Origin of the sequence: Alloalcanivorax xenomutans, assembly GCF_900217905.1 — a bacterium.
GTDB lineage: Bacteria > Pseudomonadota > Gammaproteobacteria > Pseudomonadales > Alcanivoracaceae > Alloalcanivorax > Alloalcanivorax xenomutans.
The window spans coordinates 40,504-58,813 of sequence record NZ_OBMO01000002.1; the positions used below are offsets into that span (position 1 = coordinate 40,504).

17 protein-coding genes are annotated in these 18,310 nt (G+C 63.4%); 6 read left to right on the forward strand and 11 right to left on the reverse strand.

Annotated elements, in window-relative coordinates:
* Positions 1-56: 56 nt before the first annotated feature.
* The 4 genes from CRO06_RS01820 to CRO06_RS01835 all read right to left on the reverse strand — a co-directional run bounded on the left by CRO06_RS01820 (position 57) and on the right by CRO06_RS01835 (position 6,101).
* Positions 57-3,203, reverse strand: coding sequence for an efflux RND transporter permease subunit (locus CRO06_RS01820; RefSeq protein ID WP_244902753.1), 3,147 nt, complete (start codon positions 3,201-3,203; stop codon positions 57-59).
* A 27-nt stretch (positions 3,204-3,230) separates the two neighbouring features.
* Positions 3,231-4,400, reverse strand: a complete 1,170-nt coding sequence (locus tag CRO06_RS01825; RefSeq protein WP_022994851.1) for an efflux RND transporter periplasmic adaptor subunit — start codon at positions 4,398-4,400, stop codon at positions 3,231-3,233.
* Entirely contained in the window at positions 4,397-5,665 is a 1,269-nt protein-coding gene (locus CRO06_RS01830) for a TolC family protein (RefSeq protein ID WP_233925409.1), read from the reverse strand. Before CRO06_RS01830 ends, CRO06_RS01825 begins: the two co-directional genes overlap by 4 nt.
* Positions 5,666-5,783: 118 nt before the next feature.
* The gene (locus tag CRO06_RS01835; protein WP_097057605.1) at positions 5,784-6,101 is read right to left on the reverse strand and encodes a hypothetical protein; all 318 of its coding nucleotides are present in this window, start codon (positions 6,099-6,101) and stop codon (positions 5,784-5,786) included.
* A 181-nt stretch (positions 6,102-6,282) separates the two neighbouring features.
* Here CRO06_RS01835 and CRO06_RS01840 point away from each other — a divergent pair, with 181 nt between their 5' ends.
* The 5 genes from CRO06_RS01840 to CRO06_RS01860 all read left to right on the forward strand — a co-directional run bounded on the left by CRO06_RS01840 (position 6,283) and on the right by CRO06_RS01860 (position 10,448).
* Positions 6,283-6,687 (forward strand): PaaI family thioesterase, encoded by a 405-nt coding sequence (locus CRO06_RS01840; RefSeq protein ID WP_244902754.1) that lies wholly within the window; start codon positions 6,283-6,285, stop codon positions 6,685-6,687.
* Between the two features lie 21 nt (positions 6,688-6,708).
* Entirely contained in the window at positions 6,709-7,707 is a 999-nt protein-coding gene (trpS, locus tag CRO06_RS01845; RefSeq protein WP_022994847.1) for a tryptophan--tRNA ligase, read from the forward strand.
* A gap of 118 nt (positions 7,708-7,825) precedes the next feature.
* Positions 7,826-8,914, forward strand: coding sequence for a bifunctional DNA-binding transcriptional regulator/O6-methylguanine-DNA methyltransferase Ada (ada, locus tag CRO06_RS01850; protein WP_097057606.1), 1,089 nt, complete (start codon positions 7,826-7,828; stop codon positions 8,912-8,914).
* Positions 8,911-9,618 carry a 2OG-Fe(II) oxygenase gene (locus tag CRO06_RS01855; protein WP_097057607.1) on the forward strand — a complete coding sequence of 236 codons (708 nt, stop codon included), beginning with the start codon at positions 8,911-8,913 and terminating at the stop codon, positions 9,616-9,618. Before ada ends, CRO06_RS01855 begins: the two co-directional genes overlap by 4 nt.
* 47 nt (positions 9,619-9,665) lie before the next feature.
* Entirely contained in the window at positions 9,666-10,448 is a 783-nt protein-coding gene (locus tag CRO06_RS01860; protein ID WP_014996405.1) for an SDR family NAD(P)-dependent oxidoreductase, read from the forward strand.
* 47 nt (positions 10,449-10,495) lie between these two features.
* On the opposite strand, the gene CRO06_RS01865 is transcribed toward CRO06_RS01860, so the two are convergent.
* Genes CRO06_RS01865 through CRO06_RS01875 form a run of 3 tightly spaced genes read right to left on the reverse strand, consistent with a single transcriptional unit; the run spans position 10,496 to position 12,803 of the window.
* On the reverse strand, positions 10,496-10,825 hold the full coding sequence (locus CRO06_RS01865; RefSeq protein WP_063141049.1) for a DUF3325 domain-containing protein: 330 nt from the start codon (positions 10,823-10,825) through the stop codon (positions 10,496-10,498).
* Positions 10,818-12,488, reverse strand: a complete 1,671-nt coding sequence (locus CRO06_RS01870) for a PepSY-associated TM helix domain-containing protein (protein WP_022994843.1) — start codon at positions 12,486-12,488, stop codon at positions 10,818-10,820. Before CRO06_RS01870 ends, CRO06_RS01865 begins: the two co-directional genes overlap by 8 nt.
* Before the next feature lie 18 nt (positions 12,489-12,506).
* Complete coding sequence (locus CRO06_RS01875; RefSeq protein ID WP_022994842.1) at positions 12,507-12,803, reverse strand: iron uptake protein; 297 nt, start codon at positions 12,801-12,803, stop codon at positions 12,507-12,509.
* A 244-nt stretch (positions 12,804-13,047) separates the two neighbouring features.
* On the opposite strand from CRO06_RS01875, the gene CRO06_RS01880 reads away from it, so the two are divergent.
* Positions 13,048-13,653, forward strand: a complete 606-nt coding sequence (locus tag CRO06_RS01880) for an RBBP9/YdeN family alpha/beta hydrolase (protein WP_097057608.1) — start codon at positions 13,048-13,050, stop codon at positions 13,651-13,653.
* 176 nt (positions 13,654-13,829) lie between these two features.
* Here the strand turns inward: CRO06_RS01880 and ahpF are convergent, their stop codons facing one another.
* The 4 genes from ahpF to cysW form a co-directional block, all read right to left on the reverse strand.
* Positions 13,830-15,401, reverse strand: coding sequence for an alkyl hydroperoxide reductase subunit F (gene ahpF / locus CRO06_RS01885; protein ID WP_055100455.1), 1,572 nt, complete (start codon positions 15,399-15,401; stop codon positions 13,830-13,832).
* Positions 15,402-15,486: 85 nt separating this feature from the next.
* Entirely contained in the window at positions 15,487-16,050 is a 564-nt protein-coding gene (ahpC, locus tag CRO06_RS01890) for an alkyl hydroperoxide reductase subunit C (RefSeq protein ID WP_022994839.1), read from the reverse strand.
* Between the two features lie 302 nt (positions 16,051-16,352).
* The gene (locus CRO06_RS01895; RefSeq protein WP_097057609.1) at positions 16,353-17,405 is read right to left on the reverse strand and encodes a sulfate/molybdate ABC transporter ATP-binding protein; all 1,053 of its coding nucleotides are present in this window, start codon (positions 17,403-17,405) and stop codon (positions 16,353-16,355) included.
* Positions 17,402-18,310: a sulfate ABC transporter permease subunit CysW gene (cysW, locus tag CRO06_RS01900; RefSeq protein WP_097057610.1), complete on the reverse strand. Its 909-nt coding sequence runs from the start codon at positions 18,308-18,310 to the stop codon at positions 17,402-17,404. Before cysW ends, CRO06_RS01895 begins: the two co-directional genes overlap by 4 nt.

Sequence of the window (18,310 nt, forward strand, 5' to 3'; positions counted from 1 at the left end):
AAAACGTCACGCCTCAGCGGCCCCCCCCTCCAAGAGGAGAGGGAAGCCACGTCAGGTTAGCGCTGTAACTCCTCTATCTTCTTCCTGGAAAACAGACCATAGAGGCTCGGCAGCACCAGCAGTGTCAATGCCGTGGCCGAGACCAGACCACCGACGATCACAACCGCCAGCGGTCGCTGCACTTCGCTGCCGACGCCAGTGGCCAACAGCATCGGCATCAACCCGAGCATGGAGGTCAACGCGGTCATCAGGACCGGACGCAGCCGCGATACCGCGCCTTCGAAGACGGCCTGATCGACGCTTTCGCCGTCACGCAATCGCATGTTGATCGCTTCCACCATCACCACGCCATTAAGTACCGCCACCCCGAACAGAGTGATGAAGCCCACCGAACTGGGCACCGACAGGTACTGGCCGCTGATCGCCAGGGAGAGAATGCCGCCGATCAACGCCAGGGGCACATTGACCAGGATCAGCAATGCCTGGGCCACCGAGCCGAAGGCGAAGTACAGCAGCAGGGCGATCAGCCCCACGGCCACCGGGACCACCATGAACAAACGTTGTTGTGCTCGTTGCTGGTTTTCGTACTGGCCGCCGATATCGACGTTGTAACCGGACGGCAGATCCACCTCGGTATCGATAGCACGCTGGATATCGGCCACCACCGAGCCCATGTCACGGCCAGCCACATTGGCCTGGATCACCACTCTCCTCTGCACATCATCGCGGCTGATCTGCGGCGGCCCGGTGACCAGCTCCACCCGCGCCACGTCGGCCAGGCGTACCCAAGCGCCATTGGCGGCCTGCAGGCGCAGGTTACGGATGGCTTCCGCATCGCGGCGGGCATCCTGTTCGAAACGCACATAGATATCGTAGCGTTCATTGCCGTTGATCACCTGTCCGGCGGCACCGCCGCCGAGTCCGTTGCTGACCAGGCTCATCACCTGATCAACGCTGAGCCCATAGCGGCTCAGTGCATTGCGGTCAGGCTCCACCACCAGCTGCGCTTCTCCGGCGATCTGCTCCAACTGCACATCCGTGGCGCCCTCGACCTGCCGTACCGCCCGGGTGATGGCATCGCCTTTTTCCTGCAATACGTTCAGATCCGGGCCAAACAGCTTAATCGCCAATTGCGCTTTGACACCGGACAGCAATTCGTCAACGCGCATGGCGATGGGTTGCGAGAAGTTGAGCAACAGGCCGGGATGGACCCGCAGTTTCTTCTCGATTTTTTCCTGCAGCTCCAGCCGATTGCCGGCGCTGGTCCATTCGTCCACCGGTTTCAGGCCGATATAAATCTCCACATTGCTTACCGGTTCCGGATCACCGCCGATCTCCGCTCGGCCAACCCGGCTCAGCGCGTAGGTCACTTCCGGAAAGGTCATGATTTCCCGTTCCAGTTTTTCTCCCACTTCCAGCGCCGTATCCAGGCTGGAAGACGGCGCCAGCGTGACCCGTAATGCCAGAGTGCCTTCCTCCAATACCGGCACGAACTCGGTACCGATAAACGGCACCGTGGCCGCCGCCAATACCAACAGGCCAACCGCGCCGCCGATCACTGCCTTGCGCGCGGCCAGCGCCCTCGCCAGTAGCGCGCGATAGCGAACTTCCAGCCAGCCGACCAGTTTATTGGGTTTTTCTTCCACACCATGCCGGAACAGGAAAGACGCCAGCGAAGGCACCACGATCAACGCCACCAGCACGGCGGCGGCCATGGCCAGCATGATGCTGATCGCCATCGGCACGAACATCTTCGCTTCAACGCCTTCGAAAGCGAACAACGGCATGAACACCACCAGAATAATGCTGGCGGCGAAAAACACCGGCCGGGCCACTTCCTGGGCCGCGTCCTTGACCCGCAACGCAATGCCACCGGCCGGGTCATCAGCGCCTTCCCCGCGGCTCAGGTGCTTGAAGATGTTTTCCACCATCACCACCGAACCGTCCACCAGCATGCCGATGGCCACCGCCAGGCCGCCCAGGGACATCAGATTGGCGGACATCCCCAGGCTCGCCATCACCAGCAGCGCAAGGCCAATGGACAGGGGAATCGACAACAGCACCAGCACGGTGGCCCGCAGGTTCATCAAAAACAGGGCCAGAACGATGACGATAAACAGGAACGCCAGCAGCAACGCGCTGACCACCGTGCTCACCGCCTTTTCCACCAGATCCGCCTGATCGTAGAACACCTCGAAGCGCACCCCGTCCGGCAACGCCTGCTGAATGCGTTCCACCCTTTCTTCGATGCCATCAATGGTGGCCTTGGTGTTGGCGCCCATGCGTTTGAGGACGATGCCCGCCACCACTTCACCGAGAAATTCCGGGTTTCCCTCGGCATCGCGACGGGTCATGGTCAAGGCCCCCTGGCGGATCTCACCGCCGAATTCCACCCGTGCCACATCACGCACCCGGACCTGGGTGCCGTTGACTTCCCTGAGAGGAATGGCGGCGATGTCCCGGAGACCCTGCTCGCCGTTACCGACCCAGCCCATGCCACGGATCACCAATTGCTCGGCGCCGCGATCCAGGTACCAGCCACCGGCATTACGATTATTGCCGGCGATGGCATCCATCACCTGTTGCAATGTCAGATCGTAGGCCAGCAGGCGGGACGGATTGACGTTGACCTGATACTGCCGCACTTCGCCCCCGTAACTGAGCACGTCGGTGACGCCGCCCACCGGCATCAGCAGCAGTTTCACCACCCAGTCGTTAAGACTGCGCAATTGCATGGCATCTACACCGGAGCCGGGTTCAGCGGTGAGCAGGTATTGGTAAACCTGCCCGAGGCCGGAGGTATTCGGGCCCATTTCCGGAGTGCCCACACCTTCGGGAATATCTTCCCGCGCCGCCTGCAAGCGCTCGAAGACCAGTTGCCGGGCGAAGTAGATGTCGGTGCCGTCCTCGAACACCACGGTGACAATGGACAAGCCGGTCTTGGAGATCGAGCGGACTTCCGCCACCTGTGGCAATGCATACATCACCGCTTCAATCGGATAGCTGATCAGTTGCTCCACCTCCTCCGCCGCCAACCCGGGGGCCTCGGTGTTCACTTGCACCTGCACATTGGTGACGTCGGGAAAGGCATCCAGTTTCAGGCGCGGCATTTGCCAGGCAATCACCCCCACGGTGATCACCAGCAGAAGCAGCACCACCAGGCGGTTGTTCACCGCCCAGTCGATACAGCGATTCAACATCATGTTCTCCTTGCTGGATCCGAGCGGCCGTTAGTGGGCGTGCACATCGAAGCCTGATTTGGCCTGTTCGCTGGCGAGGAAGAAGGCCCCCCGGGTAACGATCCTGGTGCCCGCCGGCAGCCCCTCGACCACACGGGCCCCTTCCAGCGCTTGTCCCGGAGAGACTTCACGGGCCTCGTAAATACCCGGCTTCTCCTCCACGAAGACTTGCCAGTCGCCATCGCCACCACGGGTCAGGGCCTCTTCCGGCACCACCAAGGCGTTGTCCGATAGCGGCAGTACCAATTCCACATCAGCGAACATCCCCGGATGGAGCAGATGGTTTTCGTTGGGAACGCGAATACGGACTTCCATGGTTCGGGTCACGGGATCGAGCCGGTGACCGGAGAGAATCACCTCGCCGTCCACCAGGGTCTCACCGACTCGTACCCGGGCCGGCGTACCGGTATCGACTCTGAGCCCCGGCTGCGGCGGCAACGCGGCTTCCGCCCACAATTCAGCCTCGTCCACCAGCGTAATCAGCGGACTGCCGGCGGCGAGCCACTGGCCTTGCTGGAAGGCATCGCTGAGAACCAGCCCGGCATCCGGTGCACGCAACGTATAAACACCGGCGTCTCCTTTACCCTTCTCGATGTCCGCCAGATCCGCATCGGCAAGCCCGTAACCACGCCCCCGTGCCTTCAGGTCCTGGTAACGGCCCTGTACATCCAGGTAACGCTGATTGCCCACCGTGGCACGGCCAAGACTACGAACCCGGCGCCATTCGTCGGACACCGCTCGCAACTCGGCCTGCAGGGTAGCCATCTCGGCGCTAAACAGGGTGGCGACAGGGTCGCCTTTCTCCAGGTGCTGACCCAGGGTGGCGGAGCGCGACAGCACCTGGGAATCCACCCGCACCGGTACTTCCCAGGTGCGATACAGATTACTGGTGATTTCCGCCGGCAAACGCAGCGAACGGGTCGCGCTGGCGGCAGGTTGCAGGGTGATCACTTGCAGCCCGAGCATGCGCCGCTGCGCCTCGGTCAGCGTCAGATCATCACCATGCCCATTTGCTTCGCCGGCGGACTCTTCCTGGCCATGCTCATGCTCGGCGGCACCGGCACCATCGTCATGCCCTTCGCCTTGATCCGCCCAAACCGACGAAAAGGCCAGCAGCAACAGGCAAAGTCCCACTCTTTTTCTCGTGATCACATTTTTCATGATTGTCCTCCCTGCCCCCGGTTCCCGGCGGCCAACATCTCGATCCAGCTATCCAATTGCGCGCTTTGATAAAGCCATTCCAGCCACGCCTTTTGCATCGACTCGCGCAGAGCGATGCCGGCCAATAGCGCGTCCTGACGCTGGTTGAGGCCTTGCAGATAGTCCTGGGTGGTGATTTCTCCCAGTTGCCAGGTGCGCTGCAACAAGTCGGCGGAATCCGCCAGGCGAGTGCCGGACAGTTCCCGCCAGGACAACCAGCGGGCGCGGCGTTGCCGGTAATCAATCAGCGCGCCTTCGACTTCGGCGCTCAACGCCCGCTGCTGCTGATCCAGCAGGGCCTGTTGCGCGTCGCCGTCAGCCAGCGCCGCCTGGTACTCCGCCTTGCCGGTATTGAACAGCGGCAGTGGCAGGCTGAAATCCAGCCCCCACAGATTGTCCTCACCTTCCCGGCCGACGGTGACACCGAGAGTGGGATCAGTGCGGCGTTGCTTGCCGGCCAGTTCCACTTGGCGTTCCGCCGCCATCACCTGCAGACGAGCCAGACGCAGGTCATAACTGTCCTTCGCACGGCCGGCATCCATCACCACGGAACCGTCCGCCTCCCATAGCCCGGCATCCGGCAACGGGTAGTCCGGCACGTTCTGGTTGAATACGGCGCGCAAGCGGGTCTCGGCGGCGGTGGCTTCACTTTCCGCGTCGGCCAGAGCTTGCTGGGTCCGGCCCAGGGCCAGATACGACAACTGCGCGCTCATGCGCCCCAGATCACCGGCGCGCTCGCGCTTGCGTACCAGCGCCAGCAGATCCGACAGGCGCTGCTCCTGCTCGCGAACGCCTTGCAGGCGGGCCTGGGCGGCGTCATAGGCGGCCAAAGCGGAAAGCACATCCACCGCCAATCGTGCCCGCGCCTTTTCGGCGCGGACTTCCGCCAGCTGCGCCTGCACGTCACCAAGGCGGGCACTACTGCGCCCCTTACCGGACCAGTCCAGGGTCTGCCCCAAACCGACGGTGCGGGTGGTTTCGGCGCTGTTTTCGTAGCCGATATTCAGTTCCGGGTTGTACAGAGGCTGCGACTGGGCGCGGGCCTCGGCCCGATCACGCTGCAGGCGCGCTTCAATGGCGCGGCTGGCGGGCAGCTCCGCCATCTCGCGGTTGACCCAGCGCGCCCAGGTGCGGGTATCCGCGGCAGCGGGCGCCACCAGCAGCACCGCCAGGCAGGCAACGCCCATGGCGCGCAGAGGCCGCGCCCTTGCAGAAAGGATAGGCATCATCATGACTCCGAATCAGGGCCCGCCGGAATCGGTTCGCGGGCCCGAATCAATGGACACGGGCAGCCTCCGGCTTAACGCCGGCAGCGGTTCCCGTGGACAAAAGCGATGTCAGGAGTCAGACGATGGGAGGCCGGTACGGTGAGGAAGAGGGCGGCACCGGCAGAACAGGTACCCGGCTGTCCGCCAGTACCGGCAAGGGCGCCCGGGCGCTCTGCTCGACGGCAGGGGAGGCCATGAAGCCGTGACACTGACAGCAGTGCTGGGCGCCACCATGGTGCTCGGCGCCGGCATTCTGGTCCGGTTGATCCAGGGCCGCGGTCAGTTCTTGGCCGTCCGTCACTGGCACCCGCTCATGACTGGCCACGTCCGTCACCAGCACATGAAAGCTGGTCACGCACAGCAGCAGCAAAGCCATATAACGTCGAAGTACCATGGCGGATCCATACCGGCAAAGAAACACGATTCACGCACGAGGCGCGGTCGCGCCTGAGTATGCTTGGAACCGGTGTACCATGACAAGTTCCCTGGCCCTCTTGCAGTTTCCTTCCGGCACGGCATAGTGAGCCGCCATGTTGAGAGCCTGAGAGGTCACCGTCACCATGGACACAAGCACCTTGATTGATACTATCCTGGCCCGCCCTCTGCACCGCGCCTGCGGCCTGAACCTGGTGCGCAGCGCCGATGGCGAGAGCGAGGTCACCCTGGAGCTGAATGAATTCACGCTGGGCCCCACCGGCGATCTGCACGGCGGCATACTCTACGCCTTTTTTGACGTAGCCAGTTTTCTCGCCCTGCTTTCGGTGTTGCCGGAGGACCGCTACGCGGTATCCATCGAGACCCATACCAGCTTGCTGCGCGGCGCCAGCGGCGAAGGAAGGATCGTGATCCGCACGCGTGTGGACCGGCTCGGCCGTACCCTGGCGTCGATGCGTGGCGAAGCCTTCTTCCAGGCCGCGGACGGCACCGAAAAGCTGATTGCCACCGGCTCGGTAACCAAGGCGGTGGTGGCCAAAGGCTGATATCCATACAGAGGAAACCCGATGACCGACAAGATTCTCACCGGCGACCGCCCCACCGGCCAATTGCATCTCGGCCATTACGTGGGCTCCCTGCGCGCCCGGGTGGAACTGCAGAACCAACACCCGCAGACCATTTTGATCGCCGACATGCAGGGCCTCACCGACAACGGCCACAACCCGGCCAAGGTGGCCGAGAACATTCTCAATGTGCTGGCCGACTATCTGGCGGTGGGCATCGATCCGCAACGCACCACCCTGTGCCTGCAATCCGGCCTGCCGGCGCTGGCCGAACTGACCCAGTTCTACGCCAACCTGGTGACGGTATCACGGCTGGAACGCAACCCGACGGTGAAGGCGGAGATCGCCAGCAAGGAGTTCGGTGCCTCCATTCCGGCCGGCTTCCTGACCTACCCGATCAGCCAGGCCGCCGACATCACCGCCTTCCGCGCCACCCTGGTACCGGTGGGCGATGACCAGTTGCCGATGATCGAGCAGACCAACGAGGTGGTACGCAAGGTCAATAACGTGGCCGGCCAGGAGTTGCTGGTGGAGTGCCGCGCGCTGATCGGCAAGGCTTCCCGTTTGCCCGGCGTCGATGGCAAGGCGAAGATGTCCAAATCACTGGGCAACGCGCTGGTGCTGGGCGCCAGCGAAAAGGACATCTCCAAGGCGGTGAAGAAGATGTACACCGACCCCGGCCATCTGCGCATCGAGGACCCGGGCAAGGTGGAAGGCAATGTGGTGTTCACCTATCTGGACGCCTTCCATCCGGACGAAGCCCTGGTGGCGGGCCTCAAGGAACACTATCAGCGCGGTGGCCTGGGCGACGGACAGGTGAAGAAAGTTCTGGAAGAATGTCTGCAGGAGCTGCTGGCGCCGATCCGCGAACGCCGGGAACGTTTCATCGCCGACAAGGGGGAATTGATGCGTATCCTCCAGGCCGGCACGCAGGCGGCACGGGAAGAAACCGGAGTAGTGCTGCAGGATCTGAAAAAGGCTTTCGGTTTGCCGATCCTCTGACCCTCTCCCGGGCGGCGAATTCGAAAGCAAGGAACGGAGCGTCACGCCGCTCCCGCCGCCCTACTCTGGCTCTGTCCATGCCGGCATGCCCGGCGATCCGGTTTCCCAGGAGGCAGCCATGAACAGAGCAGCAAGCAAACAGCAACAGGCCCAGGCCACTCTCGCCGATCCGCGCTGGCAAGCCCTGGTGGCACGGGATGCCGACGCCGACGGCCACTTCTACTACGCGGTCATCACCACCGGGGTCTACTGCCTGCCGTCCTGCGCGGCACGGCGGGCGCGGCCGGAGAACGTGCGTTTCTTCGAGCACCGCGAGCAGGCCGAGGCAGCCGGCTTCCGCCCTTGCGCGCGCTGCCACCCGGACCGCACGGCGCCGGCGCATCTGCCGGCGATTATCGACGCCTGCCGGCACATGGAACAGGCGGAAACACCACCGACCCTGAATCAGCTGGCGGAACAGGCCGACCTCAGCCCTCATCACTTTCACCGGGTGTTCAAACGGATCCTGGGGGTCACTCCCAAGGCCTACGCCAGCGCCCTGCGTGCACGCCAGTTGCGCGAGGGCCTGCAACGGGATGGCCGTATCACCGATGCCATCTTCGACGCCGGCTACAACAGCAGCGGCCGTTTTTACACCCAGGCCCGGGCTCTGCTGGGCATGGAGCCGGCCCGCTTCCGCGATGGCGGCAACGGTGAACGTATCGAGGTGGCCTTGGGGCAGTGCTCACTCGGGGCCCTGCTGGTGGCACGCAGTGGCCAGGGCATTTGCGCCATCGCCCTCGGCGATGACGCCGACACCTTGCTGCGCGAATGTCAGGATCATTTTCCCAAGGCCGACCTGCGGCCCGGCGGCGACCGGTTCGACGCCCTGGTGGCCAGGGTGGCGGCCTTGATGGAGCACCCGGAACAAGAACCGGACCTGCCGCTGGATATTCGCGGCACCGCCTTCCAGCAAAAGGTGTGGCAAGCGTTGCGCCGGGTGCCGGCCGGAGAAACCCTGAGCTACGCCGAACTGGCCAGACGCATCGGTTCGCCGAAGGCGGTGCGCGCGGTGGCCGGCGCCTGCGCCAATAATCCGCTGGCGGTGGTGATCCCCTGTCACCGCGTGGTGCGCAGCGACGGCGACGTGTCCGGCTACCGCTGGGGCGTGGAGCGCAAACGCGCGCTGCTGGAGCGGGAGACCGGTGCACAAGAGGCCCGTTCATGACACCACGGCAACGTCTGGAACAAGTAGATTGGCCGGCACTGGAACAGCACCTCGATGATCAGGGCCACGCGGTTATCCCCGGCCTGCTCGACGCCGGCGAGTGCACCGGGCTGGCGGCGCTGTACGCGGAAACGGACCGTTTCCGCTCGCGGGTGGTGATGGCCCGTCACGGCTTTGGCAGGGGCGAGTACCAGTACTTCGCCTATCCGCTGCCGACGCTGGTCGACACCTTGCGTCAGGACCTCTATTCACGGCTGGTACCGATAGCCAATCGCTGGCAGGCCCGCCTGGGCAAGGCCCGGCGGTTTCCAGCGCAGCACCGCGCTTACCTGGCTCAATGCCATGACGGCGGCCAATGCCGCCCCACGCCCCTGCTGCTGCGTTACCGGCCCGGCGATTACAACTGTCTGCATCAGGATCTCTACGGCGAGAACTGGTTTCCACTGCAAGTGGCGGTGTTGCTGTCGGCACCGGGCGAACAGTTCGAAGGCGGCGAGTTCGTGCTCACCGAACAGCGTCCGCGCCGCCAATCCCGGGCCATGGTGCCGCCGCTGCGACAGGGCGACGCCCTGGTGTTCGCGGTCAATCAAAGACCGGTGGCCGGGCAACGTGGGGATTACCGGGTCACTCTGCGCCACGGCGTCAGCGAACTTCGCCGTGGTGAACGCTATACTCTCGGGCTGATCTTTCATGACGCCGCCTGAGTGAGCCCGTTTCGGGGCCACCGGCGGCCCTGACTCGGGAGCTCCACATGCAAATAAAAAACGCCGTCGCTCTGATCACCGGCTCGTCCTCCGGCATCGGCGCCGCCACCGCCCGCCTGTTCGCCGAATACGGCTGCAACGTGGTCATCAACTACAGCCGTAACGAGGCGGGGGCGCAGAAAGTGGCCGACGATTGCCGCGCCCTCGGCGTGGAAGCCCTGGTGGTGCAGGCGGACGTCAGCCGCGATGAGGATTGCCGGGCACTGGTGCAGGCCACGCTGGACCAGTTCGGCCGTCTCAACATTCTCGTCAACAACGCCGGCACCACCCTGTTCTGCGCTCATGAAAACCTGGACGGTCTCAGCGCCGACGACTTCCTCAACATTTACCGGGTCAACACCGTCGGCCCGTATCAGATGGTGCGGGCGGCGGAAAAAGCACTGCGCGACAGCGGCGTTGCCCACGTCGTCAACATGGCCTCCATCGCCGGGCTGGCCGGGGTCGGCAGCTCCATCGCCTACGCCGCCTCCAAGGGCGCGCTGCTGACCATGACCAAATCCCTGGCGCGGGTGATGGGCCCGCAGGTGCGCGTCAATGCCATCTGTCCGGGCTTCGTGCAAGGGGAATGGCTGGCCCAGGGCCTGGGCCAGGAGCGCTATGACGCGCTGTTGGAGCAAACCAAAAGGGGCGCCGCGCTGAATGACGCCGCGTCACCGGAAACCGTGGCTCAGGCGGTACTGGGCCTGGTCATCGGCGGCGACCTGAGCACCGGCGAAGCATTGCTGGTGGACGGCGGCAGCCATCTCAACGCCAGCGGCGTAAAACGCTAGGGAACCCGGTCTGGGACTGCTGGCCTACGCGGCCTTTCCGGTGCCGATCAACCGGCCTGCCGCCGTGGCGGCCGTGCCGCCAGCAGCGCCAGCCAGTGCGGACGCCAGGACAGTGCGAACGCCACGATCAGGGCCGCGCCGGCCAGGGACATGATCCACACCAGGGCCGCCATGGTCGGATGATCCACTTGCAGGCACAGGATCAGCGACAGCGCCAGCGCGACACCGCCAAACAGCCTCAACCCGCGGGCGGAAGCCACGCCACGGGCCTGCTTGCCGCAGGCCTGTTTCCAATGCACATCCAACGCCAGGGCAAACCAGCCCAGGCCAATCACGCTGAGCAGCAAGGCCGCCAGCAACAGAACATTCTCAGGCATGGGCGGCCTCCCCGGACAGCTCGCCGCTGTCCGCCGGCTGCGGACGGGCACGGCGCTGCAGACGCCGCGCGGTAAGCACCGCCACCAGCGCACTCACCAACATGAACAGATCCACCCCCGCCACCGGCCAATAACCGGCACTCAGGGTTTTCAACAGATGGTCGCCGGTGGTGATCCAGTTGAGCACCACCGCGCTCACCGCCAGCACGGCGATGGCCCAGCACTGCTCGCCCCAGGCCGGCGCCAGCCTGGCCCGGGCCACCGGCGCTGTGCGCCAGAACGCGTGCACCATCGCCAGCCCCCATATGCCCCAGAAGCAATACTGTTCCCAGGTGCCCCGGGCCGGCAGGCTCACCGGCAGCAATCGGTTGGCAATCAAAATGCCAAGCGTGGCGATCAGCATGCCGGTAACCGTGGTCACCGCCAGGGCGTCCACCACCCGCGAACCGATCTGGCCGCGTTTGGCATGCTGGCGCTTGCGTTTCTCCACGAAGAACAGGAAACCGGTGGCGATACAGGCGCAGCCGGTAAGACCGCCAAGCACGTAAAGCCAGCGCAACAACCAATGGCGGAAATGCTGCAAATGCAGACCGGTGAGGAACTCATCGATCCGTTCCACCGCCGATGGCGGCGGGTCCTCGCGCAGCACTTCACCGGTGGAGGCGTTGAAGTGAATGCCCTCCCCGGTGAGGGCAATGCGGTCGGTACCGGCGCGGTAAATGCTCACGTAACCATTGGCGTCACCAACGTGCTGCAACGCCAGAAAGCCCACATCACCGGCCATGTCCCTGGCCGCCCAGCGGCGCTGGGCCTCCGCCACCATCGCGTCCACCGAAGCGATTGGCGCGGCGACGCCGGCCCGTTCGTGGGGTAAGCCGGTTTCCTGGGACTCCATCACTTCGTGCAGATCATGCAGAGGTTCCAACTGCGTATGAGTGACCGGGAAATAGATGCCCGCGAAAATCACCAGCCCGGTGAACGCGAACATAAAATGGAATGGCAGCGCCACCACACCAGTCAGGTTGTGCAGATCGAGAATACTGCGCTGATTGCTTTTGTTCGGCCGGAAGGTGAACAGCTCGCGGAACAGCTTGCGGTGCATGATCACTCCAGTGACCAGTGCCACCAGCATGATCAGCGCCGCCAACCCGACAATCCAGTAGCCCAGATCCTTCCAATGCAGATTGAGGCTGTAGTGCAGCGGATAGAAGAAGCGGCTGCCGATCTTCAGTTGATCGTCCGGCAGGGACTCGCCGGTGCGCGGATCGATGGTGCGGGTGCCCCACACCAGCTCGTCCGGGTTGTGGGCGTTGGGCACCTGGTAGCCGGCGAACAGTCCCAGCACCGGGTCCCGGTGCGTGGTGTAGGCCCCCCAGCGCACCGGCGTGTCGAAATGTTCCGGCATCGGCCCATCCACCCGGGAGCGCATCTGGTCGACGCTTTCCCTGGAGGGCTGCATGTCCTCGAACACCGGTTTCAGGATCTCGTCAAAGGACGGCATCGGCTGCGGCTCGAAGCGGCTCTCCGGAATCGCCCAGCGGTCGATTTCCCGATCGAACACCGACAGCGAACCGAAGAAGAACACCACCATCAGCACGAAGCCCAGGAACAGCCCGAACCAGGTGTGGACCCAGGCCATGGCGAGACGGAAATTCTGAAACATGGGGAGCTCCTCTTCCGGTCACACCAGCGCGTGTTGAATGAGAGACGCCAGCGCCGCCATCAAGGCGCCACCACCGGCCAGAACCAGCCATACCCGGCGCGAATCACGGGCGGCGAAGCTCCACAAGAAGGTCACCAGGTAGAGCAGAAAGGCCAACAGGCTGAACAGATGCTCGGCGTCATGGAAAGGCATGCCGGCGGCGAAGGCGGCGGCCACGCCCAGCGCGATGAAGCCCCAGGCGAACACATAGCCGCCAAGCAGGGCGGCGGCAATGCGGGAAAGCCGTTGCGCGTGGGACACGATTGCGGTGCTCATGGTCTTCCTGTCCGGGACACCGGGGGCATCCTGTTCGCGGGTTGATGGAATGCCGCAAATGATATTCGATCGCAAACACTAATGAAATTCGCCCCAGAATGGCGGCGCCCGCATGGACACGCGGATCATTCGACAGGCCCGCCCATATATTTCAATTTTGAATATGTATTCAATTATTTATTACTTTTAAGTTGTTCAGCAAACGATACCCTGTGTGGACATCCATTCCGGCAGGAACCCACCCATGTCCCTCGAACATCTGATCATCCCCGGTTGGCATGGCTCCGGTCAGGACCATTGGCAAAGCCATTGGCAGGCCCGATTACCCACGAGCCGCCGCACCCGCGTGCGCGACTGGCAATTGCCGGACCGGGAAGACTGGATCGAAGCCCTGCACCATCTGGTCAGTACCAGTACTGCTGACCGCGTGATTCTGATCGCCCACAGTCTCGGCTGCGTCACCGTCGCGCATTGGGCCCGCCGCCATGGCCAACAATGGGCCCATCGAGTGGCCGGGGCGTTGCTGGTGGCGCCAGCGGACGTGGAACGGGATACCGCACCAGCGGCGTTGCGCGGTTTTGCCCCAGTGCCCATGGAGCCGCTGCCGTTCCGATCGATCCTGATCGGTTCCAGCAACGACCGTGCCGCCAGCGCCGCCCGGGCGGAACATTTTGCCGATGAATGGGGCAGTGATTTCGAGTTGCTGGAAGGCGTGGGGCACATCAACGTGGCTTCCGGTCACCACCACTGGGACGAGGGCCGCCGTTATTTGCGGCGCCTGACCGCGGAGCGTCCTGCGATGCCGACGGTGCCGCGCATCACTCCTTCCGCTGTCTCCCAGGCGTATTGATGGATCGCGGTCCAGGGGCGATGAATTGGCAACTACATTCGCGGCCAAGGCCGCTTCCCACAGAAGTCTCTTAAGCGCTGTGGGAAGCGGCCTTGGCCGCGAATAGGGCATATCAGTTGTGTGGACAGGGCTGGGGCTGCCCCGCGATTGCGGGGCAGCTTTTATTCCGCCAATGGTCAGGCGGCGTCACTCACCGAGGTGCGGATCAGGTGGTCGAAGGCGCTCAACGCGGCCTTGGCCCCTTCGCCCATGGCGATGACGATCTGCTTGTACGGCACCGTGGTGACATCGCCGGCGGCGTAGATGCCGGGGACGGACGTCTCGCCGCGGGCGTCGGTGATGATCTCACCGTGGCGGGACAGCTCCACCGTGCCCTTCAGCCAGTCGGTGTTGGGCACCAGGCCGATCTGCACGAACACCCCGGCCAGTTCCACGCGGTGCTCTTCGCCACTGTCGCGATCCTTGTACAGCAGCCCGTTCACTTTGGTGCCATCACCGGTGATCTCGGTGGTCTGGGCGTTCACGTGCACGGTGACGTTGGCCAGGCTGTGCAGTTTCTTCTGCAGCACGGCATCGGCGCGCAGCTTGGTGTCGAACTCCAGCAGAGTGACGTGCTCGACGATGCCGGCCAGATCGATGGCCGCTTCCACGCCGGAGTTACCGCCGCCGATCACCGCCACGCTCTTGCCTTTGAACAGCGGCCCGTCGCAGTGCGGGCAGTAGGCCACGCCGCGTCCCCGGTACTCTTTCTCGCCGGGCACGTTCACTTCACGCCAGCGGGCGCCGGTGGCCAGAATCAGCGTCTTCGTTTTGAGGCTGGCACCGGAGGCGAAACGGACTTCATGCAAGCCGCCTTCGCTGTCCGCCGGAATCAGCTGTTCCGCGCGCTGCAGATTCATGATGTCCACGTCGTATTCACGGACGTGCTGCTCCAACGCGGTGGCCAGTTTCGGCCCCTCGGTTTCCTTCACCGAAATGAAGTTCTCGATGGCCATGGTATCCAGCACCTGACCACCAAAGCGCTCGGCGGCGACACCGGTGCGGATGCCTTTACGGGCGGCGTAGATAGCACTGGCGGCACCGGCGGGTCCACCGCCCACCACCAGCACATCGAAGGCCTCCTTGGCGTTCAGTTTCTCGGCATCACGCTCGGCGGCGCCGGTGTCCAGTTTGGCAAGGATTTCCTCCAGCCCCATGCGGCCCTGGCCGAATTCCTCGCCGTTCAGGAACACACTGGGTACCGCCATCACCTGGCGCTGATCGACTTCGTCCTGGAACAGGGCACCGTCGATGGCCACGTGTTTGATGTTCGGGTTCAGTACCGCCATCAGGTTCAATGCCTGGACCACGTCCGGGCAGTTCTGGCAGGACAGAGAGAAATAGGTTTCGAAGCGGAAGTCGCCTTGCAGCGCTTGCACTTGCTCGATCACCTCGTCGCTGACCTTGGGCGGATGACCACCCACTTGCAACAGCGCCAGCACCAGAGAGGTGAATTCATGGCCCATGGGGATACCGGCGAAGCGCAGGCTGATGTCACCCTCCACACGATTCAGGCTGAATGAGGGCCGGCGCTCGTCATCGCCATCCTCACGCAACGTGATCTTGTCGGACATCGCCTCGATGTCGCGCAGCAGCTCCGACAGCTCCCTGGATTTGTCGCCATCATCCAGGGACGCGACCATTTCGAACGGTTGCGTGATGCGCTCCATGTAGGATTGCAATTGGGTTTTCAGGTTGGCGTCCAGCATGCTGGCGGTCTCCATGAACGATTAACAGGATTTCGATTAAAACCCGGGCCCGTGGGCCCGGGATTGATCCATGCCCGTGGCGGGATCAGATTTTGCCGACCAGATCCAGGGACGGTGCCAGGGTGGCTTCGCCTTCTTTCCATTTGGCCGGGCATACTTCGCCAGGATGGGCACGCACGTACTGAGCGGCTTTCACCTTGCGCAGCAGGTCTTCGGCGTCACGGCCGATGCCTTCGGCGGTGATTTCCACTGCCTGAATGATGCCGTCCGGGTCAACGATGAAGGTGCCGCGGTTGGCCAGGCCTTCGTCTTCACGCAGTACTTCGAAGTTACGGCTGATTTGCATGGTCGGGTCGCCGATCATGGTGTACTTGATCTTGGCGATGGTCTCGGAGCTGTCGTGCCATGCTTTATGGGTGAAGTGGGTGTCGGTGGAGACGGAGTAGATTTCCACGCCCATTTTCTGGAACTCTTCGTAGTGATCGGCCACGTCGCCCAGCTCGGTGGGGCAAACGAAGGTGAAATCGGCCGGGTAGAAGAAGAACACTCCCCACTTGCCTTTCAGGTCGGCTTCGGTCACTTCGATGAATTTACCGTCCTTGAACGCCTGGGCTTTGAACGGCTTGATTTCGGTATTGATTACAGACATGTCTTGCTCCTTTCGAAGGGTTGTCAACTTGACGGAGAGAAGCATAACGCCGGCGGCGCGATATTCATAATGGATAGGCAGAATGGCCGCGATTGGTTTTACCTATTCATGTTTTGCGTCGCCGAACGCCCGGCTTTTCCCTGAAACGGGCGGTATCCGTGAGCCGCCCGTCCGGGCCCCATCTTCATTACCCTCGGTGACAGTGGCAAGACGATGTCCTGAATCGAGAGTATCGAGCGCCGCTGTATCCGCTGCCAAGGCAGTGAATACAGCGCGTCAGGCGCCTTCGCTCAGTTCACGCGTTACCCCGCAAACACCCTCGCGGCACGTGGCAGCGCCTTCACCGGCTCACCAACCTGAAACGGCCAACCTCCGCCGCTGTGGGGCAATTCCACCTGCAAGGAGGTGTCACCGTCCGGTATCCGTACGCTGACCCGTAACGCCGCGCCGACCTGGGCCACACTTTCTACCCGCACAGCCACCCCTTCTCCCTGGTCAGCGGTCTGCAACTGAATATCGTGGGGGCGGATATAGCCGGTCACCGGGCGCGGTTCTGGCTGCCCGAACTCGGGGGCGGGCACCCGCAGCCCGGCCAGTTCCGCCCAGCCATCGGCGGCGTGTCCAGACAGCCGGTTGGCATCACCGATGAATCCGTACACGAACGGGGACGCCGGCGCGTTATAGATTTCCCGGGGTGTGCCCACCTGCTCGACCCGTCCCTGATTGATCACCACGATGCGGTCCGCCACTTCCATTGCTTCTTCCTGATCGTGGGTGACGAAGATCGAGGTCACGTGCAGCTCATCGTGCAATCGCCGTAACCAGCCCCGCAGGTCCTTGCGCACACGCGCATCCAGTGCTCCGAACGGTTCGTCCAGTAACAACACCTTCGGCTCCACCGCCAGCGCCCGGGCCAGGGCGATGCGCTGGCGCTGACCGCCGGAGAGTTGATCCGGGTAACGGTCCGCCAGCCAGTCCAGTTGCACCAGTTCCAGCAACCGATGCACCCGTTCGGCGATCTCCCCCCGCGAAGGCCTTTGCCGGCGCGGGCGCACGGTCAAGCCGAAGGCGACGTTGTCGAACACGGTCATGTGACGGAACAGCGCGTAATGCTGAAACACGAAGCCGACGCCCCGTTCGCGCACATGGGTGAAAGTAGCGTCCTCACCGGAAAACAGCACCGCGCCGCTGTCCGGGTATTCGAGCCCGGCGATGATCCGCAGCAGGGTGGTCTTGCCACACCCGGACGGCCCCAGTAGCGCCACCAGCTCACCGCTGTTGAAGGTCAACGAGACCTCATCCAGCGCCTTGAAATGTCCGAAGGTTTTGCGCAGATCACGGACCTGAATGCTCATGAGACCTCCTGACGGGCGGCGGCGCGCGCGGCACGCTCGCGGTCCCGTTGATGTTTGAATTCGAGAAAGGACTTCGCCACCAGGGTGACCACCGCCAGCAACGCCAATAGCGATGCCACAGCGAAAGCGGCGGCGAACTGGTATTCGTTGTAGAGAATCTCCACATGCAGGGGCAGCGTATTGGTCTTGCCGCGGATATGCCCCGACACCACGCTGACCGCGCCGAATTCGCCCATGGCGCGGGCATTACACAAGATGATGCCGTACAGCAGCCCCCACTTGATCGACGGCAGGGTGACGCGGCGGAATGTTTGCCAGCCGCTGGCCCCAAGCGTCAGCGCCGCTTCTTCCTGGCTGACGCCCTGCTCCTGCATCAACGGAATCAGTTCCCGCGCCACGAAAGGGAAAGTGACAAACACCGTGGCCAGCACGATGCCCGGCACCGCGTAAATAATCGACAGATTGTGCTCCTCCAACCAGGGGCCGAGCCAGCCCCGGGAGCCAAACACCAACACGTAGATCAGGCCGGCGATCACCGGTGACACCGCGAACGGCAGATCGATCAGGGTGATCAGCACCTGCTTGCCGCGAAAATGGAATTTAGTCAGGCTCCAGGCAGCGGCAACGCCGAACACCACGTTCAAAGGTACCGCCAGACCGGCGGCGATCAGCGTCAGCTTCACCGCATGCCAGGCGTCCGGCTCGGTCAGCGCCGCCAGATAAGCCTGCCAGCCTTTGGAAAACGCCTCCTGGAACACCAGCACCAGAGGCACCACCAGAAACACACCGAGGAACGCCAGCGCCAGGGCGATCAGCAGCCCCCGCAGCCAGGCTGCCTCGGTCACCGCCCGACGGCTGACCACCACGTTGCCCGGCGTGGACAGGGAAGACACCACACCACTCAT

Bases quoted from the DNA above. Each gene is read 5' to 3' on its own strand.
- CRO06_RS01820 (WP_244902753.1), bottom strand. From the start codon at position 3,203: ATGATGTTGAATCGCTGTATCGACTGGGCGGTGAACAACCGCCTGGTG.
- CRO06_RS01825 (WP_022994851.1), bottom strand. From the start codon at position 4,400: ATGAAAAATGTGATCACGAGAAAAAGAGTGGGACTTTGCCTGTTGCTG.
- CRO06_RS01830 (WP_233925409.1), bottom strand. From the start codon at position 5,665: ATGCCTATCCTTTCTGCAAGGGCGCGGCCTCTGCGCGCCATGGGCGTT.
- CRO06_RS01835 (WP_097057605.1), bottom strand. From the start codon at position 6,101: ATGGTACTTCGACGTTATATGGCTTTGCTGCTGCTGTGCGTGACCAGC.
- trpS (WP_022994847.1), top strand. From the start codon at position 6,709: ATGACCGACAAGATTCTCACCGGCGACCGCCCCACCGGCCAATTGCAT.
- ada (WP_097057606.1), top strand. From the start codon at position 7,826: ATGAACAGAGCAGCAAGCAAACAGCAACAGGCCCAGGCCACTCTCGCC.
- CRO06_RS01855 (WP_097057607.1), top strand. From the start codon at position 8,911: ATGACACCACGGCAACGTCTGGAACAAGTAGATTGGCCGGCACTGGAA.
- CRO06_RS01860 (WP_014996405.1), top strand. From the start codon at position 9,666: ATGCAAATAAAAAACGCCGTCGCTCTGATCACCGGCTCGTCCTCCGGC.
- CRO06_RS01865 (WP_063141049.1), bottom strand. From the start codon at position 10,825: ATGCCTGAGAATGTTCTGTTGCTGGCGGCCTTGCTGCTCAGCGTGATT.
- CRO06_RS01870 (WP_022994843.1), bottom strand. From the start codon at position 12,488: ATGTTTCAGAATTTCCGTCTCGCCATGGCCTGGGTCCACACCTGGTTC.
- CRO06_RS01875 (WP_022994842.1), bottom strand. From the start codon at position 12,803: ATGAGCACCGCAATCGTGTCCCACGCGCAACGGCTTTCCCGCATTGCC.
- CRO06_RS01880 (WP_097057608.1), top strand. From the start codon at position 13,048: ATGTCCCTCGAACATCTGATCATCCCCGGTTGGCATGGCTCCGGTCAG.
- ahpF (WP_055100455.1), bottom strand. From the start codon at position 15,401: ATGCTGGACGCCAACCTGAAAACCCAATTGCAATCCTACATGGAGCGC.
- ahpC (WP_022994839.1), bottom strand. From the start codon at position 16,050: ATGTCTGTAATCAATACCGAAATCAAGCCGTTCAAAGCCCAGGCGTTC.
- CRO06_RS01895 (WP_097057609.1), bottom strand. From the start codon at position 17,405: ATGAGCATTCAGGTCCGTGATCTGCGCAAAACCTTCGGACATTTCAAG.
- cysW (WP_097057610.1), bottom strand. From the start codon at position 18,310: ATGAGTGGTGTGGTGTCTTCCCTGTCCACGCCGGGCAACGTGGTGGTC.